The following is a 24,408-nucleotide window of genomic DNA, read 5'->3' as shown; positions in this document are numbered from 1 at the left end:
CGGAGCAAGGCGTTTGGCTCAATATCGATGTTGAACGATGGATCACCGATGACGGTGACCATTTTCGCCTTTCTCCAGACATCACCTTAATTCCTCTCCCCTTGCCCGGCGGGGGAATGGTGGCGGACCTACGGAGGACCGACGGCGCGAACGACGGGGCCCCGGCCCGAGGATCGTGCGGTCCTCGGGCCGGGGCCCCGTCATCGGCAGGCCGTGCGCCCTCTACGCGGTCGCGGGCCCGACGAGCAGGTCGTCACCGACCCGGTCCACCCGGACGGTGTCGCCGTCCTTCACCTCGCCGGAGAGGATCTCCTTCGCCAGCCGGTCACCGATCGCCGTCTGGATGAGGCGGCGCAGCGGCCGCGCCCCGTACGCCGGGTCGTTGCCCTCCTCGGCCAGCCAGGCCAGGGCCTCGGGCGTGACGTCGAGCGTGAGCTGCCGGTCGGCCAGCCGCTTGGCGAGCCGGTCGATCTGGAGCTTCGCAATGTGCGCAAGCTCGTCACCGGACAGGGCGGAGAAGACCACCAGGTCGTCGAGCCGGTTGAGGAACTCCGGCTTGAACGAGGCCCGTACGACCTCCAGGACCCGTTCCTTCTTCTCCTCGGGCTTGGTCAGGGGATCGACCAGGAACTGGCTGCCGAGGTTGGAGGTCAGGATCAGGATGGTGTTGCGGAAGTCCACCGTCCGGCCCTGTCCGTCGGTGAGCCGGCCGTCGTCGAGGACCTGGAGCAGGATGTCGAAGACCTCGGGGTGGGCCTTCTCGACCTCGTCCAGCAGCACGACGCTGTACGGGCGGCGGCGGACCGCCTCGGTGAGCTGGCCGCCCTCCTCGTAGCCGACGTATCCGGGCGGGGCGCCGACGAGCCGCGCCACGCTGTGCTTCTCGCCGTACTCGCTCATGTCGATGCGGACCATGGCCCGCTCGTCGTCGAACAGGAAGTCGGCGAGCGCCTTCGCCAGCTCCGTCTTGCCGACACCGGTCGGGCCGAGGAAGAGGAACGAGCCGGTGGGCCGGTCGGGGTCGGCGATTCCGGCGCGGGTGCGACGTACCGCGTCCGACACCGCCCGCACGGCCTCGCTCTGCCCGATGAGCCGCCTGCCGAGCTCGTCCTCCATGCGCAGCAGCTTCTGGGTCTCGCCTTCCAGCAGGCGTCCGGCCGGGATGCCGGTCCAGGAGCCGACGACGTCGGCGATGTCGTCCGGGCCGACCTCCTCCTTGACCATCGTGTCCTTGGCGGCCTCCTGCTCGGCCTCGGACGCCTCCGCCAACTCCCGCTCCAGGCCAGGGATCTCCCCGTACAGCAGCTTGGAAGCGGTGTCGAAGTCGCCGTCGCGCTGGGCGCGTTCGGCCTGGCCGTGCAGCTCGTCGAGACGCTCCTTCAGCTCACCGACGCGGTTGAGGCCCTGCTTCTCCTTCTCCCAGCGGGCGTTGAGGCCGCGCAGCTCCTCCTCCTTGTCGGCGAGGTCGCGGCGGAGCTTCTCCAGACGCTGCCGGGAGCCGGGGTCGGTCTCGTTCTTGAGGGCCAGCTCCTCCATGTGGAGGCGGTCGACGGCGCGCTGGAGCTCGTCGATCTCGACGGGGGAGGAGTCGATCTCCATGCGCAGCCGGGACGCCGCCTCGTCGACCAGGTCGATGGCCTTGTCGGGGAGGAAGCGGGAGGTGATGTAGCGGTCGGACAGGGTCGCGGCGGCCACCAGCGCGGAGTCCGCGATGGAGACCTTGTGGTGGGCCTCGTACCGGCCCTTGAGCCCGCGCAGGATCGCGATGGTGTCCTCGACGCTCGGCTCGGCCACCAGCACCTGCTGGAAGCGGCGCTCCAGGGCAGGGTCCTTCTCGATCCGCTCGCGGTACTCGTCGAGCGTCGTCGCGCCGACCATGCGGAGCTCGCCGCGGGCCAGCATCGGCTTGAGCATGTTGCCGGCGTCCATGGCGGAGTCGCCTCCGGCGCCCGCGCCCACGACGGTGTGCAGCTCGTCGATGAAGGTGATGATCTGCCCGTCGCTCTCCTTGATCTCGGAGAGGACGGTCTTCAGCCGCTCCTCGAACTCGCCGCGGTACTTGGCGCCCGCGACCATCGCGCCGAGGTCGAGCGAGACGAGCCGCTTGTTCTTCAGGGACTCGGGGACGTCGCCCTTGACGATGCGCTGGGCGAGGCCCTCGACGACGGCCGTCTTGCCGACGCCGGGCTCACCGATGAGCACGGGGTTGTTCTTGGTGCGGCGGGAGAGCACCTGGACGACGCGGCGGATCTCCTGGTCACGGCCGATGACCGGGTCGAGCTTGCCCTCGCGTGCGGCCGCGGTGAAGTCCGTACCGAACTTCTCCAGCGCCTTGTACTGGCCCTCCGGGTCGGGTGTGGTCACCCGGCGCCCTCCCCTGCTCTTCTCGAATGCGTCCAGCAGCCTCTTAGCACTGGCCCCCTGCCCACTGAGGATCTCACCGGCGCGGCCGCCCTCGGCCGCGATGCCGATCAGCAGGTGCTCGGTGGAGATGTAGTCGTCGCCGAGCTCCTTCGCGCGCTGCGCGGCGTCGGCGATGACGGCGAGCAGCTCGCGGTTGGGCTGCGGCGGGGCAACGGTGGACCCGGTGACGCTGGGCTGGGCGCCCAGGAGCCGCTCGGTCTCGGTGCGTACGGCGATCTGGTCGGCCTCGACGGCGGCGAGCAGATCGGTGATGTTCTCGTTGTCCTCGCCCGCGAGCAACGCAAGGAGCAGGTGCCCGGGGGTCAGATCAGGGTGCCCGTCCTTCACGGCCCTGTTGGTGGCCGCGTTGATGGCGTCCCGGCTCTTGTTGGTCAGCTCGGCGTCCACGTGCGCTTTCTCCTCCTTGCGGTGACTGGCCTCTCCACAGCACTGACTCTGACTATGCCAACGTGCGTAAAGTTGAGTCTACCCCACTCAAGGCAATATTGAGTGGACTCCACTCAACTTGATGACGAAGGGCCGTCGCCCCGTCCGCCGACGCCGGGTTGCTTCGAGTGAACCGGCCGCACCGGCCCGCCGCCACCGGGGGGGGGCGGCGGGGCGGGGACGGCGGGGCGGGGACGGCGGGCGGGGGCGGCGCCCCGGGGCCGCGCCCGCGCTGCCTACGCTGTGCCCATGGCAGTCGACGTGACGAACCCCGGCCCCGAGTACCTCGCCTTCTGGCGGGCACGGCATGTGTGCACCCTGACCACGCCCCGCCCCGACGGCACCCCGCACGTGGTGCCGGTGGGCGTGACGTACGACCCCGAGACGAGGCTGGCGCGGGTCATCACCGGCAAAAACACCAGGAAGGCCGCCAACGTCCTGGCCGCCGGCCCGGACGGGGCACGGGTCGCCGTCTGCCAGATCGACGGGCGCCGCTGGGCGACGCTGGAGGGGCGCGCGACGGTGCGCACGGAGCCGGAGGCGGTGGCCGACGCGGTACGCCGCTACGCGGAGCGCTACGAGCGCACTCCGAAGCCCAACCCGGACCGGATCGTCATCGAGATCGCCGTGGACCGGGCGCTCGGCAAGGCCTGACCGGCCCGCGGGCCGGTCAGGCAGGGCCCGGCCGGGAAAAGCACACCGGCCGGAAAAGGCACAACGGCGCCATCGTGTTCAGGTCACGATGGCGCCGTTGTGTGGGGGAGTGACTGAGCGACATGGAACGACGGGGGATCGCTCAGGCACTGCGGGGGGTGGCGGAAATAGTCTCTGGCTCGAACAGCTGGTGGTCCCGCCGGTCGAGGTTGACGAAGATCATGTCGTACCGGATCGCGCAGCGAACGGGCTGCGGGGCTCCACGCGGCTTGCGGAGGCAGCGGTACGCGCGTACTTCGTCGTCTTCTTCACGTGCGACAACGATGGGGTCGCCGAACAGAGTGACCATCAACGAGTCGCCACAGTGGGGGATGGCAGTGACGAGATCGATGAAATGCCAGCCTGATCGGTAGGCCGTGGCCATCTCTCGCCGGAAGGTCCGGTCGTCCGGCGGGATGGTCATGCGCCCGTGCGGGCCGTGGCGGAGCCGGTACCGGTGGGCGAGACCCAGCCGATGTCGGCAGGCGAGACCCAGCCGATGTCGGACGACTTGGCGGGCGAGACCCAGCCGATGTCGGACGACTTGGAAGGTGCGACCGGCCAACCGATGTCACCGTTGGCCGAGGCCTGGACGACCCACCCGATGTCGGACGACTTGGCGGGCGAGACCCAGCCGATGTCACCGTCGGCTGCGGCCTGGACGGCCCACCCGATGTCGCCACCGGCAACGCTGTCCTCGCTCCAGCCAATGTCGCTGCCGCCCACCAGCCCGACCCCCAGGGCCGCGACGAACGAGACGGCAAGCGCCGAGCGATGCATTCGCTTATACATAGTCGGCTTCGTCCTCACTTGTGGATTCTTCTCCCCCGCACCTAAGACGATGTCTCACCTGGGCACGCAAGCACCACCGCGTAGATGCATCATGTTCTTGCATGTTCAGGAACCTGGGGGGTGACGATATGACCACAAGCAACACAAAGCCGACACATTCTCATGGGATCACCGAACTGTGCGACGCGGGAGCAGGGCTTTACGCCAGTGCTTTGCGGCTGGGACGCATCGCCCGCGCCGAAGTGGAACCGGCGCCCTGCCTGATGGAGTTCGCGCTTCTGCATCCCGATCCGGACGACCCGGCCTGGCTCCGGCCCGTTCCGCCGTCCACCGCTCTCGCACAACATCTGCATCCCATCGAGCGCGAGATCCTGGAACGGCGCCGGCACTCGGTCGAACTGACGGAGTCGTTCGAGCCGTTCATGGACATCAGCACTCTGGGACCGCCCAGCACCCACGCCATCACCGTGCTGGAGGGCGTGAACCGGATCAACGCGGCCCTCGATCTCGCCACCGCAGAGTGCCGCACCGAAGTGCTCACCGTCCAGCCCGGCGGCGGCCGCAGCGAGGACCGTCTCAGCAAGTCGCTGGAGCGCGGCCTGTCCGTCGTCCACCGCGGCGTCGGCATCCGCACCCTCTACCAGCACACCGCTCGCCACAGCCCCAGCACGCTCGCGTACGCGGAACGCATGGCCGACGACAACATGGAGATACGCACGCTCGAAGAGCTCATCGGCCGCCTGATCGTGTTCGACCGGACCGTCGCCTTCATCCCGGCCAGCGACGACGACCAAGTCGCCCTGGAACTACGCCATCCCGGGCTGGTCGAGTACCTGGCCAACGTGTTCGAGCAGCTCTGGACCAGAGCGGCTCCCCTGCGGGAGGAGGTCAAGTACGAACCGACCTCCCTGGGCATCAGCGGGGTGCAGCGCTCCATCGCCCAGCTCCTCGTGGAGGGCCATGTGGACGACTCCATCGCCCGCCGCCTCGGCATGAACGTCCGCACCTGCCGGGCCCACGTCGCCAAGCTCGCCGCCGCGCTCGGCAGCAACAGCCGGGCCCAGCTCGGCTATCTGATAGCACGGTCGGGGATGCTGGAGGAGGAGCAGCGCTGAGGGCCCCGCCCCGCGAGCGGCTTCACCGGTTCGCGGCGGTGTACGGCAAAGGGCCGGGGAACCGGCCCGTGAGCCGCCTCCCCGGCCCTTGAGGCCCCGCGTTCAGTCCTTCGGCCGCTTCGGCCGCCAGACCACCAGCGCGCTGGTCTGCTGGACGTCCTGATACGGCACCAGATCGCGCCGGTACGAGGCGTGCACCTGGGCCTCGCGCTGCTGCATCGCCTGTGCCGCGCCGTCCACTGCCGCCGAGAGCTCGGCGACGCGCTGCTGGAGCGCGGCAACCTGGTTCTCCAGCTCGATGATGCGCTTGATACCGGCGAGGTTGATGCCCTCGTCCTGCGACAGCTGCTGCACGGTGCGCAACAGCTCGATGTCGCGGGCCGAGTAGCGCCTGCCGCGCCCGGCCGTGCGATCGGGCGAGACGAGGCCGAGACGGTCGTACTGGCGCAGTGTCTGCGGGTGCAGGCCCGAGAGCTGGGCCGCGATCGAGATCACGTACACCGGGGATTCATCGGTCAGTTCGTACGGATTGCGTCGTCGGCCGTCCACCTCAAGCTCCCTTCGCTGCCTGGAACAGCTCCGCCCGCGGGTCCTGGCCCGCGGTCGCCTTCCGGTAGGCCTCCAGGGCGTCCCTGGCCTCGTTGCTGAGGTCGCCCGGCACCTTCACCTCGACGGTGACCAGCAGGTCGCCCCGGGTGCCGTCCTTGCGTACGGCGCCCTTGCCGCGGGCGCGCATCGTGCGCCCGTTGGGAGTGCCCGGGGGCAGTTTCAGCGTGACCGCCGGACCGCCGAGCGTGGGCACCTTCACCTCGCCGCCGAGTGCCGCCTCCGTGAAGTCGACGGGCACGGTGACCGTGAGGTTGTCGCCCCTGCGGCCGAAGACCGGGTGGGCGTCGACGTGGACCACGACGTACAGATCGCCGGCCGGTCCGCCGCGCTCGCCCGGACCGCCCTTGCCGCGCAGCCGGATCCGCTGGTTGTCCGAGACGCCCGCCGGAATCCTGACCTGCATGGTCTTGGAGGACTTCGCCCGTCCGCTGCCCTTGCAGACATCGCACGGGTCCTGGGCGATGAGGCCCCGGCCCTTGCAGTCCACGCAGGGGTCGGTGAGCGAGAAGCCGCCGCCGGTGCCGCGCGAGACCTGGCCGGTGCCGAGGCAGGTCTGGCAGACCCTGGGGGTGCCGTTCTTGTCGCCGGTGCCGGAACACGCCTTGCAGGGCGCCTGGCTGGACATCCGCAGCGGGACCGTGGCCCCCTCGACGGCCTCGGTGAAGCTGAGCGTCACCTCGGACTCGATGTCCTGGCCGCGACGCGGCTGCACCCGTGTCCCCGTACCGCCCCGGTTGAACAGGCCGCCGAAGACATCGCCCAGGCCGCCGCCGCCGAAACCGCCGGCCGCGCCGCCCTGGCCCCCGCCCTGGGCGCCTCCGAAGAGGTCGCCGAGGTCGAAGTTGAAGTTGCCTCCCGCGCCACCGGGTCCGGCCCGGAAGCCGCCGTTGCCGAAGAGGGCGCGTGCCTCGTCGTACTCCTTGCGCTTCTTGCTGTCACCGAGGACGTCGTTCGCCTCGGAGATCTCCTTGAAGCGCTCCTCGGCCTTGCCGTCGCCCTTGTTGGCGTCCGGGTGGAACTCGCGGGCGAGCTTCCGGTACGCCTTCTTGATCTCGGCGTCGGTGGCGTCCTTGGGGACGCCGAGGACCTTGTAGTAGTCCTTCTCGACGAAGTCCTTCGTGCTCATCGACGTCCCTCCTTCCGGACGATCGGCCATGCGACCGGCCCGTGGGCCGGTCGCATGGCCGGGCGGTGGGCCGCGAGGTGGTCGGACGGAATGTCAGACCTCCTCGGTGCCACCGCTCTCCTCGTCGGTTGCCTTCTCTTCCTTCGTTGCGGCCGGTGTCGCACCCGGCTGGGGTTCGGCCACCGCCACCCGCGCGGGGCGGATGGTGCGCTCGCCGATCCGATACCCCGGCTGCAGGATCGCCACGCAGGTCGTCTCGGTGACATCCGGCGCGTACGAGTGCATCAGGGCTTCGTGGATCGTCGGGTCGAAGGGCTCGCCCTCCTTGCCGAACTGCTGCAGGCCCAGCTTGGCGACGACCGTCTCCAGGGATTCGGCCACCGACTTGAACCCGCCCACGAGCTCTCCGTGGTCCCGGGCCCGGCCGACGTCGTCGAGCACGGGCAGGAGCTCGGACAGGAGACCCGCGACCGCGATCTCCTTGACCGTGGCCCGGTCCCGCTCGACCCGGCGGCGATAGTTCTGGTACTCGGCCTGGAGCCGCTGGAGGTCGCCCGTGCGCTCGTTGAGCGCGGTGCGGACCTGGTCCAGCTGGGCCGTCAGGCCGACTGTCTGTACTGCGTCCCCGGCCGGGGCCGCCCCCTCCTCCGAAGAGGAGGAAGAGGCGTCCTTCGGCTCAGCTCCGTCAGGGGTGGCGCCGGAGGGGACGTCGGGCTTCTCCTCGAAACCCGGAGTCTCCTCGGTCACACCGCACCGCCCTTGGCGTCCTTCTCGTCGTCCACGATCTCGGCGTCGACGACGTCGTCGTCGGCCTTGGCCTGGGCACCCGGCTGCGGGTCGCCCTGCGGGGCGCCGTCGGCCTGGGCGTTGGCGTACATCGCCTGGCCGAGCTTCTGCGAGACGGCCGCGACCTTCTCGGTGGCGGTACGGATCTCGGCGGTGTCCTCGCCCTTGAGCTTCTCCTTCAGCTCGGTGAGCGCGGTCTCCACCTCCGTCTTCACGTCAGCGGGGACCTTGTCCTCGTTGTCCTTGAGGAACTTCTCCGTCTGGTAGACGAGCTGCTCGCCCTGGTTGCGCGACTCGGCGGCCTCGCGGCGGCGGTGGTCCTCCTCCGCGTACTGCTCGGCCTCCTCACGCATCCGGTTGACCTCGTCCTTCGGCAGCGAGGAGCCGCCGGTGACGGTCATCTTCTGCTCCTTGCCGGTGCCGAGGTCCTTGGCGGCGACGTGCATGATGCCGTTCGCGTCGATGTCGAACGCGACCTCGATCTGCGGGACGCCACGCGGGGCCGGCGGCAGGCCGGTCAGCTCGAACATCCCGAGCTTCTTGTTGTACGCCGCGATCTCGCGCTCGCCCTGGTAGACCTGGATCTGCACGGACGGCTGGTTGTCCTCGGCCGTCGTGAAGATCTCGGACCGCTTGGTCGGGATCGTGGTGTTGCGCTCGATGAGCTTGGTCATGATGCCGCCCTTGGTCTCGATACCGAGGGACAGCGGGGTGACGTCGAGGAGCAGTACGTCCTTGACCTCGCCCTTGAGGACACCGGCCTGGAGCGAGGCGCCGATGGCGACGACCTCGTCCGGGTTCACACCCTTGTTGGCCTCCTGGCCACCGGTCAGCTCCTTGACGAGCTCGGCGACGGCCGGCATACGGGTGGAGCCACCGACGAGAACGACGTGGTCGATCTCGGAGAGCTGGATGCCCGCGTCCTTGATGACGTTGTGGAACGGGCTCTTGCAGCGGTCCAGGAGGTCGGCCGTGAGCTGCTGGAACTGCGAGCGCGTGAGCTTCTCGTCCAGGTGCAGCGGGCCCTCGGCGGACGCCGTGATGTAGGGCAGGTTGATCGTGGTCTCGGTCGAGGACGAGAGCTCGATCTTCGCCTTCTCCGCGGCCTCGCGCAGACGCTGGAGAGCCATCTTGTCCTTGGACAGGTCCACGCCGTGCCCGTTGGCGAACTGCTTCACCAGGTAGTCGACGACGCGCTGGTCCCAGTCGTCACCACCGAGGTGGTTGTCACCGTTGGTGGCCTTCACCTCGACGACGCCGTCACCGATCTCCAGGAGCGACACGTCGAAGGTGCCGCCACCGAGGTCGAAGACGAGGATCGTCTGGTCGTCCTTGTCGAGCCCGTACGCCAGCGCGGCGGCGGTCGGCTCGTTGACGATGCGCAGGACGTTCAGGCCCGCGATCTCGCCGGCCTCCTTGGTCGCCTGACGCTCGGAGTCGTTGAAGTACGCGGGGACGGTGATGACCGCGTCGGTCACCTTCTCGCCCAGGTACGACTCGGCGTCGCGCTTCAGCTTCTGCAGGATGAAGGCGCTCATCTGCTGCGGGTTGAAGCTCTTGCCGTCCAGGTCGATCTTCCAGTCGGTGCCCATGTGGCGCTTGACCGAGCGGATCGTCCTGTCGACGTTGGTCACTGCCTGGCGCTTGGCGACCTCGCCGACCAGCACCTCGCCGTTCTTCGCGAAGGCGACGACGGACGGCGTGGTCCTGGCGCCCTCTGCGTTGGTGATGACGGTGGGCTCGCCGCCTTCGAGAACGCTGACGACGGAGTTAGTCGTGCCCAGGTCGATGCCGACCGCACGTGCCATTTCAATTCCTCCAGCTTGACTACTTGAGTGGATCTGACTCAAGGATGCACGACCCCCGCCTCACTGTCAACAGACCTGAGTCGAGGCGACTCAACTATCGTGCACAGACTCCGCGCGCCCCACGATTCCCCAGCCCTGCGGCCACCCCGACCGCCACACGACTCACCCCCCGCCCCGCACACAACACTCCCCCACCCCCGGGCGGCGCAGCCCGCCCCCATCATCGCCCCATGGGATCGTTATGTCACAAAATGCCGCGAATCACGTAAAACCGGCATTCGATCCGCTGCGACCCCAGGCAGGTGCGAACGATGCAGACACAGAGACGGGGACGGGGACGGACACGGGCACGGGCACGCGCACGACAGTGGGAGCGCCCGCCGGCCAAGCGCGTACTGGACGTGACCCTCGGCTCGGCCCTCCTGACCCTGACCTCCCCCCTGCTCGCCGCGGGCGCCCTCGCCCTCGCGGCGCGCAGACCCCCCGGCGGCGTACTGACCCGCTCGCCCCGGATCGGCCTGAACGGCCACGTCTTCGTACTGCGCTCACTGCGCACCCGGCACCTGCGGCTGGACCTGCTCTCCCGGCTGCCGCACGTCGTACGGGGAGACCTCTCCCTGGTCGGCCCGGAACCCCTGGCCCCGGACGACGCCGACCCCGCCGCGGCACACTGGCGGCAGGAACTGAAACCCGGCCTGACGGGCCTGGCGCAGGTGCACTCCCGCTCAGGAATGCCGTGGTACGAGCCGGACCTGCTCGACCAGCACTACGCCGAGCACCACGGGATGGGGCTGGACCTGGCCATCCTGGCGAGGGCCGTGCACGCTCCGCTGCGCGAGGCGGCCCGCGGGCTCACGCGGCGCGGAAAGGCGCGCCTGAGCGACACAGATCACCGCCCATCCGGCTACAGCGCGACGGAAGAAGTGGGTACTGTCAGCACAGACTAATTAAGTTACTGCTTAGTAAGCACTGCGATCACCGATAATCGACCAGTACTCGTCTCATTGACGCTGGATCCGACCCTCCCCACCCTCGCAGGCCCGAGGAGCCCCCAAATGCAACTCGCCGCGATCATCGTGTCGCTGGTTCTGATCGTGGTCGGCGTGGCCCTGTTCCTCCGCGCCCTCCTGCAGATCTACAACTTCATGCGGCTCGGCCAGAACGTGCCCGCCGGCACCCGCACGGACGAGCCCGCACAGCGCACCGTCACCGTGGCCAGGGAGTTCCTCGGCCACACCCGGATGAACCGCTGGGGCATCGTCGGTGTCGCGCACTGGTTCGTGGCGGTGGGCTTCTTCTCGCTGCTGCTGACGATCGTCAACGCCATCGGCCAGCTCTTCAAGGCCGACTGGCTCCTGCCGATCATCGGTGACTGGGCACCGTACAACGTCTTCGTCGAGTTCATCGGCACGATGACCGTGCTCGGCATCCTGACCCTGATCGTGATCCGGCAGCTGGCCCACCCGCGCAAGCCGGGACGCAAGTCCCGCTTCGCCGGGTCCAACTTCGGCCAGGCGTACTTCGTCGAGGCCGTCATCCTCATCGTCGGCGTCTGCATCTTCATGCTGCACGCCCTCGAAGGCGCGCAGCACCACGTCGACAGCTACGAGTCCTCCTTCTTCATCTCGTACCCGGTCGTCAACTGGCTGGAGGGCATGGACCTCTCCACCCTCCAGAACCTCACCTACTTCTTCGCCGGCCTGAAGATCGCGACCTCCTTCATCTGGATGATCACGGTCGCCCTGAAGCAGGACATGGGTGTCGCCTGGCACCGCTTCCTGGCCTTCCCGAACATCTGGTTCAAGCGCAACGCCAAGGGCGAGACCTCGCTCGGCGAGCTGCTGCCGATGACGTCGGGCGGCAAGGAGATCGACTTCGAGGACCCGGGCGAGGACGACGTCTACGGCGTCTCGCAGATCGAGCACTTCTCCTGGAAGGGCCTGCTCGACTTCTCCACCTGCACCGAGTGCGGCCGCTGCCAGTCGCAGTGCCCCGCCTGGAACACCGGCAAGCCGCTCTCCCCCAAGCTCCTGATCATGTCCCTGCGCGACCACGCGCACGCCAAGGCCCCGTACCTGCTGGCCGGCGGCGGCAAGGACATGGAAGGCAACGAGAAGGCGTCCGAGGAACAGCTCAAGGACGTCCCGGCCGCCGCTCTCGCCGAGGCCGAGCGCCCGCTGATCGGCACGGCCGAGGAGAACGGCGTCATCGACCCGGACGTGCTGTGGTCCTGCACCACCTGCGGTGCGTGCGTGGAGCAGTGCCCGGTCGACATCGAGCACATCGACCACATTGTCGACATGCGCCGCTACCAGGTGATGATCGAGTCCGCGTTCCCGTCCGAGGCGGGCACGATGCTCAAGAACCTGGAGAAGAAGGGCAACCCCTGGGGCCTGGCGAAGAAGCAGCGCGTCGAGTGGACCAAGGAGGTCGACTTCGAGGTCCCGATCGTCGGCAAGGACGTCGAGGACCTCACGGAGATCGACTACCTGTACTGGGTCGGCTGCGCGGGCGCCCTGGAGGACCGGGCGAAGAAGACCACCAAGGCCTTCGCGGAGCTGCTGCACATCGCGGGCGTCAAGTTCGCGATCATGGGCGGCGACGAGAAGTGCACCGGTGACTCCGCCCGCCGCCTGGGCAACGAGCCGCTGTTCCAGCAGCTCGGCCAGGAGAACGTCGCGATGCTGAACATGGCGTTCGGCGAGGACGACGACGAGCCGGAGACGAAGAAGCCGAAGTCGTCGAAGAAGATCGTCGCGACCTGCCCGCACTGCTTCAACACCATCGCCAACGAGTACCCGCAGCTCGGCGGCGAGTACGAGGTCATCCACCACACCCAGCTGCTCCAGCACCTCATCGACGAGGGCAAGCTGATCCCGGTGACCCCGGTCGAGGGCCTGATCACGTACCACGACCCGTGCTACCTGGGCCGTCACAACAAGATCTACACCCCGCCGCGCGAGATCATCGCGAAGGTCCCGGGCCTCCGGAACGAGGAGATGCACCGCCACAAGGAGCGCGGCTTCTGCTGCGGCGCCGGTGGTGCCCGGATGTGGATGGAGGAGCGGATCGGCAAGCGCATCAACAACGAGCGCGTCGACGAGGCTCTGTCCCTCAACCCCGACATCGTCTCCACCGCCTGCCCGTTCTGCCTGGTCATGCTGACCGACTCGGTCAACGGCAAGAAGAACGACGGCAAGGCCAAGGAGTCGATCCAGGTGGTCGACGTGTCGCAGCTGCTGCTGGACTCCGTGAAGACCCCGGCCGACCCGGCCGGTGAGGCGGAGGCGGCGGACGCGCCGGAGCCGGAGCCGGTGAAGTAACCCGGCGAGCCGCACGACGGAAGCGGCCGGACCTGCCCAGGGGGCGGGACCGGCCGCTTCCGCTTTCCGTACCCGACCGCCCCGCCGTCCTGGGGCTGTCCCCCCGGGGTTCCCCTAGGGGATGTCACAGCTCGGCGGCAATGGCGGGCAGGTTCCCCAGGCCCCCTGACCGCACCGGCCCGGACCAGGTACGTTCGACGACGTGGCTGGATTCAGGATCGGACGCGGCCGGGACAACCGCACCCCGCAGCAAGCGCAACAGCAACCGCGGCAGCAGCCGTACGGCACACAGGCACCGCCGCCGTACGGTCAACAGCCCTGGCCACCGGCAGGAGGCAACGCGGCCCCGCCGCCGTACAACAACGGCGGTTACAACGGCGGCGGCCACGGCGGCTACAACGGCGCCGGCGATGGTGGCGGTCACGGTGGTGGTCACGGCGAACCGGAGTACTTCGGCGACCCGTACAACCACCCCCAGCACCCCCAGAGCCCCCACGGCTCCCCCCAGCACGGCGACCCGTACGCCAACTCCCCGGGCCATACGCAGGCGTTCAGCATCGGCGAGGACCCGTACGGCCCCGGCGACACCTACCGCGCCGGCCAGGCCCCCGCCCAGCCCGCAGGCCCCCGGCTGCCGTGGAAGGAGCTGCTCACCGGCATCGTGCTCCGCCCGGGACCGACGTTCTGGCAGATGCGCGACTACCCCGTCTGGGGCCCGGCGCTCATCGTCACGTTCCTGTACGGCCTGCTCGCGCTCTTCGGCTTCGACCAGGCCCGGGACGACGCGATCCACGCGACGATCTCCACAGCGGTGCCCTACGTCGTCATCACGGGCATCGGCTTCGTCATCGGCGGCCTGGTCCTGGGCGCGGTCACGCACACCCTCGCCCGCCAGCTCGGCGGCGACGGCGCGTGGCAGCCGACGGTGGGCCTGTCCATGCTGATCATGTCGATCACGGACGCGCCCCGCCTGATTTTCGCGGTCTTCCTCGGCGGCGAGAACTCCCTGGTCCAGATCCTCGGCTGGGTCACCTGGCTGGCCTCGGCCGCCCTCTTCACCTCGATGGTGAGCAAGTCGCACGACCTGCCGTGGCCGAAGGCGCTGGGCGCGTCCGCGATCCAGCTGATCGCGCTGCTGTCGATCATCAAGCTGGGCACGATCTGACGCCGGCCCGCTCCTGTTCGTACGACGAAACCCCCGGCACATTCCGTCCGCCGGGGGTTTCTTCGTACAGAGGCGGACGCGGATGTCGAAAACCCGTGACCTGCTCCGTCCCAGCGGTGAACGCGACCAGAATGGGTCGCACCAGCACCGAGGAGTACACGATGGCCAAGTACCTGATGCTCAAGCACTACCGCGGCGCTCCGGACGCGGTGAACTGCGTCCCCATGAACCAGTGGACGCCGGAGGAGATCACGGCGCACGTGCAGTACATGAACGACTTCGCGGCCCGGCTGGAGAAGACCGGCGAGTTCGTCGACGCCCAGGCGCTCGCCCCCGGGGGGACGTGGGTCCGGTACGACGGCGAGGGGCGCCCGCCGGTCGCCGACGGCCCGTTCGCCGAGACCAAGGACCTCATCGCCGGCTGGATGGTGATCGACGTCGACAGTTACGAGCGCGCCGTGGAGCTGGCCGGGGAGCTGTCGGCCGCCCCCGGGGCGGGCGGGAAGCCGATCCACGAATGGCTGGAGCTGCGCCCGTTCCTGACCGCCGAGCACACCATCACCGAGTAAGCGCACCGGCTCGCCGATGAAGGACCCATCCATGAACGAGGCCCTGCTCCGGAGCCTCACGCCGAGCGTGCTCGGCATCCTCGTCCGCCGCGGAGCCGACTTCGCGGCGGCCGAGGACGCCGTCCAGGACGCGCTGGTAGAGGCGGTCCGCGTCTGGCCGGCCGGCGCACCCCGCGACCCGAAGGCCTGGCTGATCACCGCGGCCTGGCGCAAGTTCCTCGACGCGACCCGGGCGGACACCGCCCGCCGCCGGCGCGAGGACCTGGTCGACGAGGAACCGGCGCCCGGACCGGCGCCCGCGGTGGACGACACGCTCCAGCTCTACTTCCTGTGCGCCCACCCGTCGCTGACCCCGTCGTCCGCGGTCGCCCTCACACTGCGCGCCGTCGGCGGGCTGACCACCCGCCAGATCGCACGGGCCTACCTGGTGCCCGAGGCGACCATGGCGCAGCGCATCAGCCGCGCCAAGCGCACCGTCTCCGGCGTCCGGTTCGACCGGCCCGGGGATGTCGCCACCGTGCTGCGCGTCCTGTACCTGGTCTTCAACGAGGGCTACTCCGGCGACGTCGACCTCTCCGCCGAGGCCATCCGGCTCACCCGGCAGCTGGCGACCGTGATCGACCACCCCGAGGTGTCCGGGCTGCTCGCCCTGATGCTGCTCCACCACGCCCGGCGCGCCGGCCGGACCGCACCGGACGGCAGCCTCGTACCGCTCGCCGAGCAGGACCGCAGCCGGTGGGACACCGCGTTGATCGTCGAGGGCATCGGCATCCTCCAGGCGGCCCTCGCCCGCGACCGGCTGGGCGAGTTCCAGGCCCAGGCCGCCATCGCGGCCCTCCACGCCGACGCGCCCACCGCCGGGGAGACCGACTGGCCGCAGATCGTCGAGTGGTACGACGAGCTCGCCCGCCTGACCGACAACCCGGTCGTCCGCCTCAACCGCGCGGTGGCCATCGGCGAGGCCGACGGACCACGCGCCGGCCTGGCGGCACTCGCGGCGCTGGACGACTCGCTCCCCCGCCACACCGCGGTGGCGGCCTACCTCCACGAACGCGACGGCGACCTGTCGACAGCGGCACGCCTCTACGCCGAGGCGGCCCGGAAGGCACCCAGCCTCCCCGAACGCGACCACCTGACCCGCCAGGCGGCCCGCCTCAACACCCACCAACGCCACTGACCCCGACCCTGAGCAACCCCGCTCCGGGCCCGGGAGGAATCAGGCGTCGAGAACCTGCCCACTGCGCCGCACGACGGGCTTGTCCACACTCCACGGGAAGTTGATCCAGCGGTCGGTCTTCTTCCACACGTATTCGCACTTCACCAGCGAATGCGGCTTCTCGTAGATGACCGCGCTGCGCACCTCGGCGACATGATCGATACAGAAATCACGCACCAGCTTCAGCGTCTTCCCGGTATCGGCGACATCGTCGGCGATCAGAACCTTCTTGTCCGAGAAGTCGATGGCATTGGGAACGGGCGCCAGCATGACCGGCATTTCCAGGGTGGTGCCCACCCCGGTGTAGAACTCCACGTTGACCAGGTGAATGTTCTTGCAGTCCAGTGCGTAGGCGAGCCCGCCGGCGACGAATACCCCGCCCCGCGCGATGCTGAGCACCACATCGGGCTCGAATCCGTCGTCCGCCACGGTCTGCGCCAGCTCACGCACGGCACGGCCGAACCCCTCGTAGGTCAGGTTCTCCCGCACGTCGTCCGCGTTCACATCACCGCTCATGGGAATCACACCTGGGTCCGATGGAAATTCATGAAGGAACGCGACGCCGTCGGCCCGCGCTGGCCCTGGTACCGCGACCCGTACCGCTCGGAGCCGTACGGGAACTCCGAGGGCGAGCTCAGCCGGAACATGCACAGCTGCCCGATCTTCATCCCCGGCCACAGCTTTATCGGCAGCGTCGCGAGATTCGACAGCTCCAGCGTCACGTGCCCGGAGAAACCGGGGTCGATGAACCCGGCGGTCGAATGCGTGACCAGCCCGAGCCGCCCCAGCGAACTCTTGCCCTCCAGCCGCGACGCAAGATCGTCGGGCAACGAAATGACTTCGTAGGTCGACGCGAGCACGAACTCACCGGGGTGGAGGATGAACGCCTCGTCCCCGTCCGGCTCGACCATGCGCGTCAGATCGGCCTGCTCGACGGCCGGGTCGATATGCGGATAGCGGTGGTTCTCGAACACCCGGAAGTAGCGGTCGAGCCGCACATCGATGCTCGAGGGCTGCACCATCGACGCATCGAACGGATCAATGCGTACACGTCCGGCGTCGATCTCGGCCCGGATGTCCTTATCTGAGAGAAGCACGCCCCGAGGATACGCAGAACGCGCGGGCCCACCCCAATCCGGGACCACCCGCGCGCCTGCCACCGCCGTTACCGCCGCTCGAACACCACGGGCACGGCATGCCGCAACCGAGCGCAACGCGGACAGCGAATAAGCCGCCCGGGACCGATCCGCCCGGCCCCGAGATGCTGCATCGGGAACGAAGCGGTAGCGAAAACGTGCCCTTCGGCACAGCGGACGACGGTGCGCTCCATGGAGTCCATCAAGTCCCTTCCCCAACAAGCCTTGGACGAGAACGCCACATTAGGGGATGAACGGGACGCCACTCCACACGGCACTCCGACCCCTCACGCTACGCCCCCAACTCCCGCCCGCAGCACGCGCATCCACCCTCTCCCCACAGCAAAAAGGCCCCACGGCTCAAACGCCGGGGACCTGGCATGGGGTACAGTGTGCAGCGGTAGAGGCCGCTGAGGCGGCATGCTTCGCGGGTGTAGTTTAATGGTAGAACATGAGCTTCCCAAGCTCAGAGCGCGAGTTCGATTCTCGTCACCCGCTCCACATGAAAGCCCCAGGCCAACGGCCCGGGGCTTCTTTGTTATCTAGACCTCTTGCCGGACTGCGCGCCCTCCGCGTGCCCCATCTTGCGCGAATATGCAGCCCAGAGGGCACGCGACGCACTACGTGGGTCGACTCGTCGCACGCCCGCCCCGCACCACGAGACGCGCCCCAGGTGATCCGCGCCACACGCGAGTTTCGTGCGACGAGTTCGCATCCACCAAGGACAGGTCGGCCCCACCTGTAGACCTACCACCCGGGCGGCCCGGGCAATGGCATGAAATGATCACGCACGGCAATCATGGCGTGACGTGTTGTCAGTGGTGAGTGTTTTCATGGGGCCGTTGTGCAGGGAGGCATGACTCAACTGGATGGGGGACACGGCCGTGCCCGTGATCGAGCAGTACGTGAAGTCGGACGGAACCGTGGTGAGGAGGCATACCCGTCTCCCAGCCGGCGCCCGCCGGGAGACTGCCATCCTGGGAGCGGTCGTGGCCGGGGTGTTCATCCTTGGCAACGGCAACACCGTCACCACAGGCGCCGATACGCAACCGATGCAGTTCCGGTTACCGCGGCAGCAACCACAGCAACAGCAGCAGTCGCCGGTGGTCTACCCGATCAAGCGGCCCGAGTGGGACAAGCCTGCCGCGCGGCCAACGCCAACTGTCTCGTATCCGATCGTCTTTCCCAGCCCGAGGAGTGGACGATGAGCCAGAGTCCGGTCCGGCGTCGCCGGAGTAGTCGACCCCGTAAGCAGAATGGCTCCGGTCTTCAGTTTCTGTTGATGATCGGCCTGGTCGGTGCGGTGGCGTCCAGCCTCATTGCGTCCATGGCGTCCTGGGTGACCGAACACCCGTGGGTCTTCGCGCTTCCGGTCATCGCGGCAGCGGGTACGGGCGCCGTCGGTGTGCACCTGCAGAGGAAGAAGGCCCACCGGGATGCCGTCCGAGCGCAGGGGCTCCGATACTCGGCAGAGCACTTGGATGGCCTGCACTACACCCAGTTCGAATACGCCGTACGAGACTTGATGTACCGAGACGGCTGCCGGGACGCGCAGCAAGTTGGCCGGGGTGGCGACCAGGGAGCAGACGTAAAGGCCACCGATCCCCACGGTCGCCGCTGGGTGATCCAGTGCAAGCATCGCAAAGACGGCGTACGGGGATCAGCAGTCGGCTCGCCCGATCTTTTCGTCCTCAACGGCACAGGCCGCCAAGTACACGGCGGCGACGTTTTGGTCATGCTCACCAACGGCCGCTTCTCCAAGCCTGCCCTCGAATTCGCCGAGTCCCAGAGCCTCCACCTCGTCGACCGCGACCTCCTCGCCCAGTGGGCCAGCGGTTCGCGCCCTCTGTGGGAGCTACTCCGGTCTGTACCGCCTCCCCGCAAGCCCACCTCGCTCTCCTGATCCAGGACGCCGAGGTGCTGGAGGTGGCTACCTCCGACGAGCACCCGGAGCGTGGGCGGACCAGGGCTGCATATCTGCGCGGGCTGGAGGTCCTGGGCGCAATCACGACTACGCCAGCTGGCCTCACGCTGCTGGTGCAGCAGGGGCAGACGGCATATCAAGCAGTGTTCGGCGGCCAATGAGCAGCGAAGGGGCTCCTCCGATCAATCGGTTCGGAGCCCCGGCCTGCTAGGCGTGAACCGCATCTGGCAGTACTCGGCGAAGCGCGCTACCCACGGCCGGGCCGGCTTCTGATACCTGGAATAGGTCAGCGCTGCTCAAATAGCGGTAGCTCTGCGGCGGATGGAAAGTTCCCGCCGCACGCAGCGCGCTGAGCGACACCGGCTCGTCGAAGGACACGGGGTCCTCCAAGGTCAGCCCGCTCGCTTGGGCAGCCCCATCCATGTAGGCGTCGTACTCGTGTCGAGTGATTCCTGTCTGAGTACGATGCGCCGACCAGACCTCCTTGGGCGAGGCCACATGGATCGAAGCGATACGCGCCATGCCCACCAGGGCCATGGTGGGCGCGGTCGCGTAGAGCAGGACTGGCGTTCCGGGAGGCGCGGCGACACGTTGGCGGCGGACCTCCACCGTCTTACTGCCGGCCAGAATCGCGTTGGCGAAGCGCGGGTGGACGGACAGCAGCATCGCGCGTTCCGGATCGTTCACGTCGTTCGGTGCCCCTCTTGGTAAACAGCCTGGAACAGCTCGTTGCTGACCTTGGACAGCGAGATCAACGAGCCCGGCGACCACGGTATCCCTCGCCCCCTGGCCAGCGAGGTCAATCGTCGCAGCGTCACCGGCTTCGGGAAGATCTCGGTGTCTGAGAACCGCAGCGCCATGGCGCGGCCGGAGGCGTCAGCCGCTTCTCGGACCTCAGCCTGACCATATACGCCCAGGTGTTCGAATTTCGAGAAGAGGGCGTCAGGTGTGTCGATAAGTACCTCGTCAAGTCGCGAACTGCCCACCACCATTTGGCCTTCGCTTGGAGAGCCGCCCTCGCTGACGTACCAGAGCAGCCGAGCAGGGACGCTCTCCCCGCGGCGACCCGAAGTGCGGTAGTACACGTGCTCTCTGCTGATACCGAGGGTTTCACTCCGCGGAATGAGCATGGCGGGGACGTTGAAGAGCTCGGTCGACCAGCGCGGCTTGATGGGCACCAGGAAGGACGGCAGCTCGGAGTCGATCACCTTCACTGGCCACCATGCCCGCTCCACCACAGAGGCCAACTCGGCGGGCATGCCAGGCTGGAGCGTAGTGGTATCCACAGTTAGTTCGCGGGCAAGGCCGCCTGCCACTGTCCCTACCTCTGCGGCCGTCCCACAGACGTTCACGAGGAGGGCGACGAGTTCGCCGTTGCGTTCGAAGAAACCGTCGTCCCCAGCTGCGGACCTGGCAGCTTCGGACGGATGCGGATCACTGACGCGGATGATCTCGGCACCGCTATCTCGACCGAGACGCTTGAGCAGGAAGAGGAGCTGCCGGGCCAGTGTCTCCTCCAGCGGATGACTGGCCGTGCGAAGTACGGGGACAACCAGGGTTCGCCCGTCCAACGCCCATGCGTATAGCGCGACCGGGCGCCCCTGACCATCCCGGAGCAGCTCGCGACGCCAGGCGACCGCGCCCTTGTTCAACGCCCGCAGGCGCTCGGCGAAGGCAGAGCCGTCGTCGCCACCCGTCTGATTGAAGAAGGCGACCAGTTCCTCCTCCGCCCCCGGTGCCACCTCGCCGGACCGGAACTCTGTCCCCATCAGATCAGCCGGGCGGTACATCTGGGCCTGCCGCAGCTCGTCCACGTGCAGTGTCACGGTGGAAGGTGAGACGACACGAACGCGGGCAACCTCCCAGGCCACATCGGTCAGGCGGGACAGCAACGGATCACGGGTTGCCAGAACTTGCAGACCGGCGCAGGAGGTCTCGGCCACATACCGAAATCGGAGTCGGAGCTCAGCGTCGACGATCAGTTCAGGGATGGCCTGCGTTGCGGCTTGGAGCAACTCACGGCTTCGCCTGTCTACAGCCTCCGACACGGGGGAAAGCTTGCGCAGGCCGGTCAGGGCCGCCTGCTGGTGTTGACGCTCCGCCGTGATCGTGAGGTCCCGGATCTGGTGGACCAGCTGAGGCGTGTAGGCAAGCTCTACGAGGTCCGCCATCCAGCCGGCTTCCAATGCGCGGGACTCCTCCGCATCGGTTGAGTCGGTAAGACCACGCAGATCAGCGAACACGCCGTGGTCAACCGTTACCACCAGGAGCGCGTCGCTCTCCATCTCTGTGAACAGGTCCGGATGGCCAAGGTCCAACCACCAACCGTCCAAGATCTCGCCGTCACGGCCACGTCCTCGGACCTCGCCATCCGGGACGAAGCCCAGACTCCGCCACATCCCACTCAGGTTGTAGTCCCGTCGACACTTGGCCTTGATCCCGAGCCGTTGCGGATACCTCTCCCTGATGCCTTCCACCAGCTTCCGGCCTATTCCCCGGCCGCGCTGTTCCTCCGCTACACATAGGTGCGCAAGTCGAATACGCGCGCTCCTCTTCGGCAGTCCGAACAGCGCGTAGCCGATCACCTCGTCCCCTTCGACGGCGGCTAGAAGGCCGCCGTCCTCCGCCGCCTTGCGGTAGGCAGGGGGCTTCAGGAGCCCCAGTGTCCTGGTATAGCGATCACCCAGGGCAATAGCCTTATAGATCAACTCATCCTGCGCGGGCGAAACGGAAACCAACTTGATCGCCACTGCTCCCCCTCCAGTTGGGCCGGGCGCGACCGACCACAACTCCCCTGTCAGTACATCCAAGGAAAGCTGATCTCAGTCAGCTCGTGCATTCAAGGGGGCATGAGGGGCGCACGGTGCTGCGAGGACCTTCATTGCCCGCGTGGCGATCGCGTGCGGGCCTGATCGGGAAAACCACTGGCTGGCCCGGATTCGTAGAAGCGAAAGTCAACGGCGGCCCACCTGCGCTGGTCGAGACCGCGCTCGGTGCGGAGAATCCCGATGGTCCCGCCGTCAGGGGCCGCAGATGCATTGACCGCACATCACCGGACTACGCCTTGAGGGTGAGCGCTGCGGGGCGTGCAGCAGATGCCACACGCCCCGTCCGTCGTTTCAGGTTTCGCGCGCCGGCGGCTGGGCGACCGCCTTCTGGCGGGCGGCTCGGACCCTGGCGTCGATGCCGTCGGCGACCTCCCGCTGCCGCTCCCCGTCGGAGTGCTGGTAGATCAGTGCCGCCTTCTCCGAGGACTGGCCGGCGCGGACCATCGTGTCCTTGAGCGTGGCGCCGGACTGGGTGGACAGGGTGTGGCCGGTGTGCCGGAGGTCGTAGAAGCGGAAGCCCTCCGGCAGGCCGACCTGGGCGCGGGCCCTGCGCCACTTGCGGCCGAAGGTGGACCGGCGGAAGGGTGCGCCCTTCTCCCCGACGAACAGCAGCCCGCAGGGTTCCTTCTCGGCGTACCAGTCGAGGTGACGCTTCACCTCGATGTGCAGGAAGGCCGGGAGGAAGACGGTGCGCCGTCCGGCGGCCGACTTGGTGTCGCCTTCGACGCGACGGCCGGTGGTCAGTTCGGGTGCAGCGTCACGGATCTTGACCGCGAGCGGTTCGAGCGTGACGTCGGGCCGCCGAAGGGCTGCCTGCTCCTCCGGGCGCATGGGCCCGTAGGCGCCGAAGTAGACCATCAGTCGCCACCTCGGTCCCATGGCGTCGGCGAGTGCGTCGACCTGTTCGACGGCGGCCGTCGGGCGTTCCTTGGCCTTCTCGCTGCCGGCGCCCCTGATCCGGCAGGGGTTGCGGCGAATCAGCTCGTCATCGGTCGCCGTCTCCATGATGGCCTTGAGGAGGCGGTAGGACTTGGCGACGGTCGTCGCACCGGTCGCCGCCAACCGTTCGGCCCGCCAGGTACGCACGCCCGGTGGTGTGATGGCGTCCAGGTTCACCGTGGCGAATGCGGGCAGCAGGTGCAGGCGCAGGAGCCTTCGGTACAGCTCCTCCGTGGTGGCGGAGAGCCCGCGCTCCTCGACCCACTTCATTGCGTAGGTCTCGAAGTTGACCGAGCCGGCGTCGGGGTCCACCCAGTGCTTACGCTCGATGTCGGCCTGGGTGAGCGTGAGCCAGGTCTGGGCGTCGGTGCGCGTCTCGAAGGTCTCCGGCGCGGTGCGGCGGCTGCCGTCCGGGGCCCAGTAGCGTGCCTGCCACCGCCCCGACGGGAGCTGACGAACGGTGCCGAATTCACGCCGCCGCTGCGGCTTGCGGGCGGCCATCAGGCGGCCTTCCCGAAGCGGGAGCGCGCGTCACCGAGAGTCGGAACGGTGCGCTCCTCGATGTAGGCGGCGATGGCGCTCTCGGGTATCCGTACAGGCTTGCCGAGTTTGACGTAGCGGATACGGCGCTCCTGGATGAGTCGCCGGATGAAGCGCACGCCGGTGCCGAGGCGCTCGGCTGCCTGCTCCACGGTGAGGAGGGTGTCGGTAGTCACCTCCCCCTGCAATCGCGGGTGCTGAACGGGGGCGTGCGGTATCGCCGAAGGGCGCAAGTGAGTGCTCCGGTTCCGGCCGGCGGATGGAGCGGCAACCCCGCGCCTGGCCTCGTGTCGTTCAGGGATGGGATGGGCAGGACGGCCACAGCGTGGGTTTGCGTTCCCGCTGCGCCAGGTGGAGTGGGCCGCTATGCGTCGGAGGCGGGCCCGTACTCTTCGTTGCTCTTCGTCAGTTCGGTGGCGATGGCGTTGGAGACCATCACGTCAGCCTCCTTACGGATGTCCGGGTGTTCGGCGAGATAGGCGTCGAGCTGGTCGCGGGCCTTCCGTGCCTCGTGGTTGGCACGGTTGGAGGCTCTGTAGGCGGCTACGACGTTGTCGATCAGCTCCATGGCCCGGCCCTTGGTCGCCAGGCTGGGCGGCCCGACGAAGTTGCTGAGCGGGACGCCGAAGATCTCGGCGAAGCCGATGGCCTCGTCGAGGTTGATTCGACGCTTGCGGTTCTCGATGCGCCAGACCGCAGACGGGTTCATGTCGAAGCCGACATCGTTCATGCGGTCGGACAGCGTGGTGGTGCTCCAGCCGCGTTTCTCGCGCTCCAGCTTGACCCGCACGGCGGCGTTCTCCTCGCCGCTGAGGAGTACCCCCTCGGGGATTCCCTCGTCATCCGGCATTGCCCCTCCTCCCGTTCAGTGGATGCACCGCCGGTTTTGCGGCAGTCGGGTAGCCGGAGGGATTCGCACCCTCCGGCTCCCACAGATCCGTACGTGACGATCTCTCGTCATACGGCTCTTGTCGTCCTGATCACCAGGC

The 24,408-nt window shown here is 68.2% G+C and carries 23 protein-coding genes and 1 tRNA gene; 10 read left to right on the top strand and 14 right to left on the bottom strand.

Translation table 11 applies throughout. The annotated features are described in order from the left end of the window. Positions 1-222 precede the first annotated feature (222 nt). Positions 223-2,811, bottom strand: a complete 2,589-nt coding sequence (gene clpB / locus ACFYY7_RS29500; RefSeq protein ID WP_388666173.1) for an ATP-dependent chaperone ClpB — start codon at positions 2,809-2,811, stop codon at positions 223-225. A 288-nt stretch (positions 2,812-3,099) separates the two neighbouring features. Here clpB and ACFYY7_RS29495 point away from each other — a divergent pair, with 288 nt between their 5' ends. After that, positions 3,100-3,504: a TIGR03618 family F420-dependent PPOX class oxidoreductase gene (locus tag ACFYY7_RS29495; RefSeq protein ID WP_358944227.1), complete on the top strand. Its 405-nt coding sequence runs from the start codon at positions 3,100-3,102 to the stop codon at positions 3,502-3,504. 142 nt (positions 3,505-3,646) lie between these two features. On the opposite strand, the gene ACFYY7_RS29490 is transcribed toward ACFYY7_RS29495, so the two are convergent. Further along, positions 3,647-3,967 carry a (2Fe-2S)-binding protein gene (locus ACFYY7_RS29490; RefSeq protein WP_072487853.1) on the bottom strand — a complete coding sequence of 107 codons (321 nt, stop codon included), beginning with the start codon at positions 3,965-3,967 and terminating at the stop codon, positions 3,647-3,649. After that, positions 3,964-4,323 carry a hypothetical protein gene (locus ACFYY7_RS29485; protein WP_388666170.1) on the bottom strand — a complete coding sequence of 120 codons (360 nt, stop codon included), beginning with the start codon at positions 4,321-4,323 and terminating at the stop codon, positions 3,964-3,966. Before ACFYY7_RS29485 ends, ACFYY7_RS29490 begins: the two co-directional genes overlap by 4 nt. 140 nt (positions 4,324-4,463) lie before the next feature. On the opposite strand from ACFYY7_RS29485, the gene ACFYY7_RS29480 reads away from it, so the two are divergent. Beyond that, positions 4,464-5,450 carry a helix-turn-helix transcriptional regulator gene (locus ACFYY7_RS29480; protein ID WP_388666167.1) on the top strand — a complete coding sequence of 329 codons (987 nt, stop codon included), beginning with the start codon at positions 4,464-4,466 and terminating at the stop codon, positions 5,448-5,450. 102 nt (positions 5,451-5,552) lie between these two features. Here the strand turns inward: ACFYY7_RS29480 and ACFYY7_RS29475 are convergent, their stop codons facing one another. The 4 genes from ACFYY7_RS29475 to dnaK form a co-directional block, all read right to left on the bottom strand. Continuing rightward, positions 5,553-5,999: a heat shock protein transcriptional repressor HspR gene (locus ACFYY7_RS29475; RefSeq protein ID WP_072487850.1), complete on the bottom strand. Its 447-nt coding sequence runs from the start codon at positions 5,997-5,999 to the stop codon at positions 5,553-5,555. 1 nt (position 6,000) lies between these two features. Further along, positions 6,001-7,185 (bottom strand): molecular chaperone DnaJ, encoded by a 1,185-nt coding sequence (gene dnaJ, locus ACFYY7_RS29470; RefSeq protein ID WP_388666164.1) that lies wholly within the window; start codon positions 7,183-7,185, stop codon positions 6,001-6,003. Positions 7,186-7,278: 93 nt separating this feature from the next. Then, positions 7,279-7,932 carry a nucleotide exchange factor GrpE gene (gene grpE / locus ACFYY7_RS29465; protein ID WP_266731657.1) on the bottom strand — a complete coding sequence of 218 codons (654 nt, stop codon included), beginning with the start codon at positions 7,930-7,932 and terminating at the stop codon, positions 7,279-7,281. Further along, the gene (gene dnaK / locus ACFYY7_RS29460) at positions 7,929-9,779 is read right to left on the bottom strand and encodes a molecular chaperone DnaK (protein WP_266731656.1); all 1,851 of its coding nucleotides are present in this window, start codon (positions 9,777-9,779) and stop codon (positions 7,929-7,931) included. Before dnaK ends, grpE begins: the two co-directional genes overlap by 4 nt. 311 nt (positions 9,780-10,090) lie before the next feature. Between dnaK and ACFYY7_RS29455 the strand changes: the two genes are divergently transcribed. The 5 genes from ACFYY7_RS29455 to ACFYY7_RS29435 all read left to right on the top strand — a co-directional run bounded on the left by ACFYY7_RS29455 (position 10,091) and on the right by ACFYY7_RS29435 (position 16,013). Next, complete coding sequence (locus ACFYY7_RS29455) at positions 10,091-10,726, top strand: sugar transferase (protein ID WP_388666159.1); 636 nt, start codon at positions 10,091-10,093, stop codon at positions 10,724-10,726. Between the two features lie 108 nt (positions 10,727-10,834). Beyond that, positions 10,835-13,102 (top strand): (Fe-S)-binding protein, encoded by a 2,268-nt coding sequence (locus ACFYY7_RS29450; RefSeq protein WP_388666157.1) that lies wholly within the window; start codon positions 10,835-10,837, stop codon positions 13,100-13,102. 202 nt (positions 13,103-13,304) lie between these two features. Further along, on the top strand, positions 13,305-14,267 hold the full coding sequence (locus ACFYY7_RS29445; RefSeq protein WP_388666154.1) for a YIP1 family protein: 963 nt from the start codon (positions 13,305-13,307) through the stop codon (positions 14,265-14,267). A 161-nt stretch (positions 14,268-14,428) separates the two neighbouring features. Continuing rightward, complete coding sequence (locus ACFYY7_RS29440) at positions 14,429-14,836, top strand: YciI family protein (protein ID WP_388666623.1); 408 nt, start codon at positions 14,429-14,431, stop codon at positions 14,834-14,836. Between the two features lie 31 nt (positions 14,837-14,867). Further along, entirely contained in the window at positions 14,868-16,013 is a 1,146-nt protein-coding gene (locus ACFYY7_RS29435) for an RNA polymerase sigma factor (RefSeq protein WP_388666151.1), read from the top strand. Positions 16,014-16,052: 39 nt separating this feature from the next. Here ACFYY7_RS29435 and ACFYY7_RS29430 read toward each other — a convergent pair whose 3' ends face one another. After that, a complete protein-coding gene (locus tag ACFYY7_RS29430) occupies positions 16,053-16,556 on the bottom strand; it encodes a phosphoribosyltransferase (RefSeq protein ID WP_388666148.1) in 504 nt (167 codons plus the stop codon). Positions 16,557-16,573: 17 nt separating this feature from the next. Then, positions 16,574-17,149: a dCTP deaminase gene (dcd, locus tag ACFYY7_RS29425; RefSeq protein WP_072487843.1), complete on the bottom strand. Its 576-nt coding sequence runs from the start codon at positions 17,147-17,149 to the stop codon at positions 16,574-16,576. Positions 17,150-17,615: 466 nt separating this feature from the next. On the opposite strand from dcd, the gene ACFYY7_RS29420 reads away from it, so the two are divergent. The 3 genes from ACFYY7_RS29420 (at position 17,616) to ACFYY7_RS29410 (ending at position 19,091) form a co-directional block, all read left to right on the top strand. Beyond that, positions 17,616-17,689, top strand: a tRNA-Gly gene (locus ACFYY7_RS29420). Positions 17,690-18,078: 389 nt separating this feature from the next. Continuing rightward, positions 18,079-18,396, top strand: a complete 318-nt coding sequence (locus tag ACFYY7_RS29415) for a hypothetical protein (protein WP_388666146.1) — start codon at positions 18,079-18,081, stop codon at positions 18,394-18,396. A gap of 74 nt (positions 18,397-18,470) precedes the next feature. Next, positions 18,471-19,091 carry a restriction endonuclease gene (locus ACFYY7_RS29410; RefSeq protein ID WP_388666143.1) on the top strand — a complete coding sequence of 207 codons (621 nt, stop codon included), beginning with the start codon at positions 18,471-18,473 and terminating at the stop codon, positions 19,089-19,091. Between the two features lie 228 nt (positions 19,092-19,319). Here ACFYY7_RS29410 and ACFYY7_RS29405 read toward each other — a convergent pair whose 3' ends face one another. From ACFYY7_RS29405 to ACFYY7_RS29385, 5 genes are all read right to left on the bottom strand, one after another. Next, positions 19,320-19,799 carry an ASCH domain-containing protein gene (locus tag ACFYY7_RS29405; RefSeq protein WP_351792036.1) on the bottom strand — a complete coding sequence of 160 codons (480 nt, stop codon included), beginning with the start codon at positions 19,797-19,799 and terminating at the stop codon, positions 19,320-19,322. Next, positions 19,796-21,862: a GNAT family N-acetyltransferase gene (locus ACFYY7_RS29400; protein WP_388666140.1), complete on the bottom strand. Its 2,067-nt coding sequence runs from the start codon at positions 21,860-21,862 to the stop codon at positions 19,796-19,798. Before ACFYY7_RS29400 ends, ACFYY7_RS29405 begins: the two co-directional genes overlap by 4 nt. Positions 21,863-22,231: 369 nt before the next feature. After that, positions 22,232-23,380 (bottom strand): tyrosine-type recombinase/integrase, encoded by a 1,149-nt coding sequence (locus ACFYY7_RS29395; protein WP_388666137.1) that lies wholly within the window; start codon positions 23,378-23,380, stop codon positions 22,232-22,234. Beyond that, entirely contained in the window at positions 23,380-23,595 is a 216-nt protein-coding gene (locus ACFYY7_RS29390; RefSeq protein WP_388666135.1) for a helix-turn-helix domain-containing protein, read from the bottom strand. The genes ACFYY7_RS29395 and ACFYY7_RS29390 overlap by 1 nt, the downstream gene beginning before the upstream one ends. 188 nt (positions 23,596-23,783) lie before the next feature. Continuing rightward, positions 23,784-24,269, bottom strand: a complete 486-nt coding sequence (locus tag ACFYY7_RS29385; protein WP_388666132.1) for a helix-turn-helix domain-containing protein — start codon at positions 24,267-24,269, stop codon at positions 23,784-23,786. Positions 24,270-24,408: the final 139 nt, after the last annotated feature.

This window comes from Streptomyces sp. NPDC001933 (assembly GCF_042890955.1).
Classification (GTDB): Bacteria; Actinomycetota; Actinomycetes; order Streptomycetales; family Streptomycetaceae; genus Streptomyces.
Note: the sequence above shows the minus strand (reverse complement) of the source record. Positions and strands in the feature narration are given on the sequence as shown.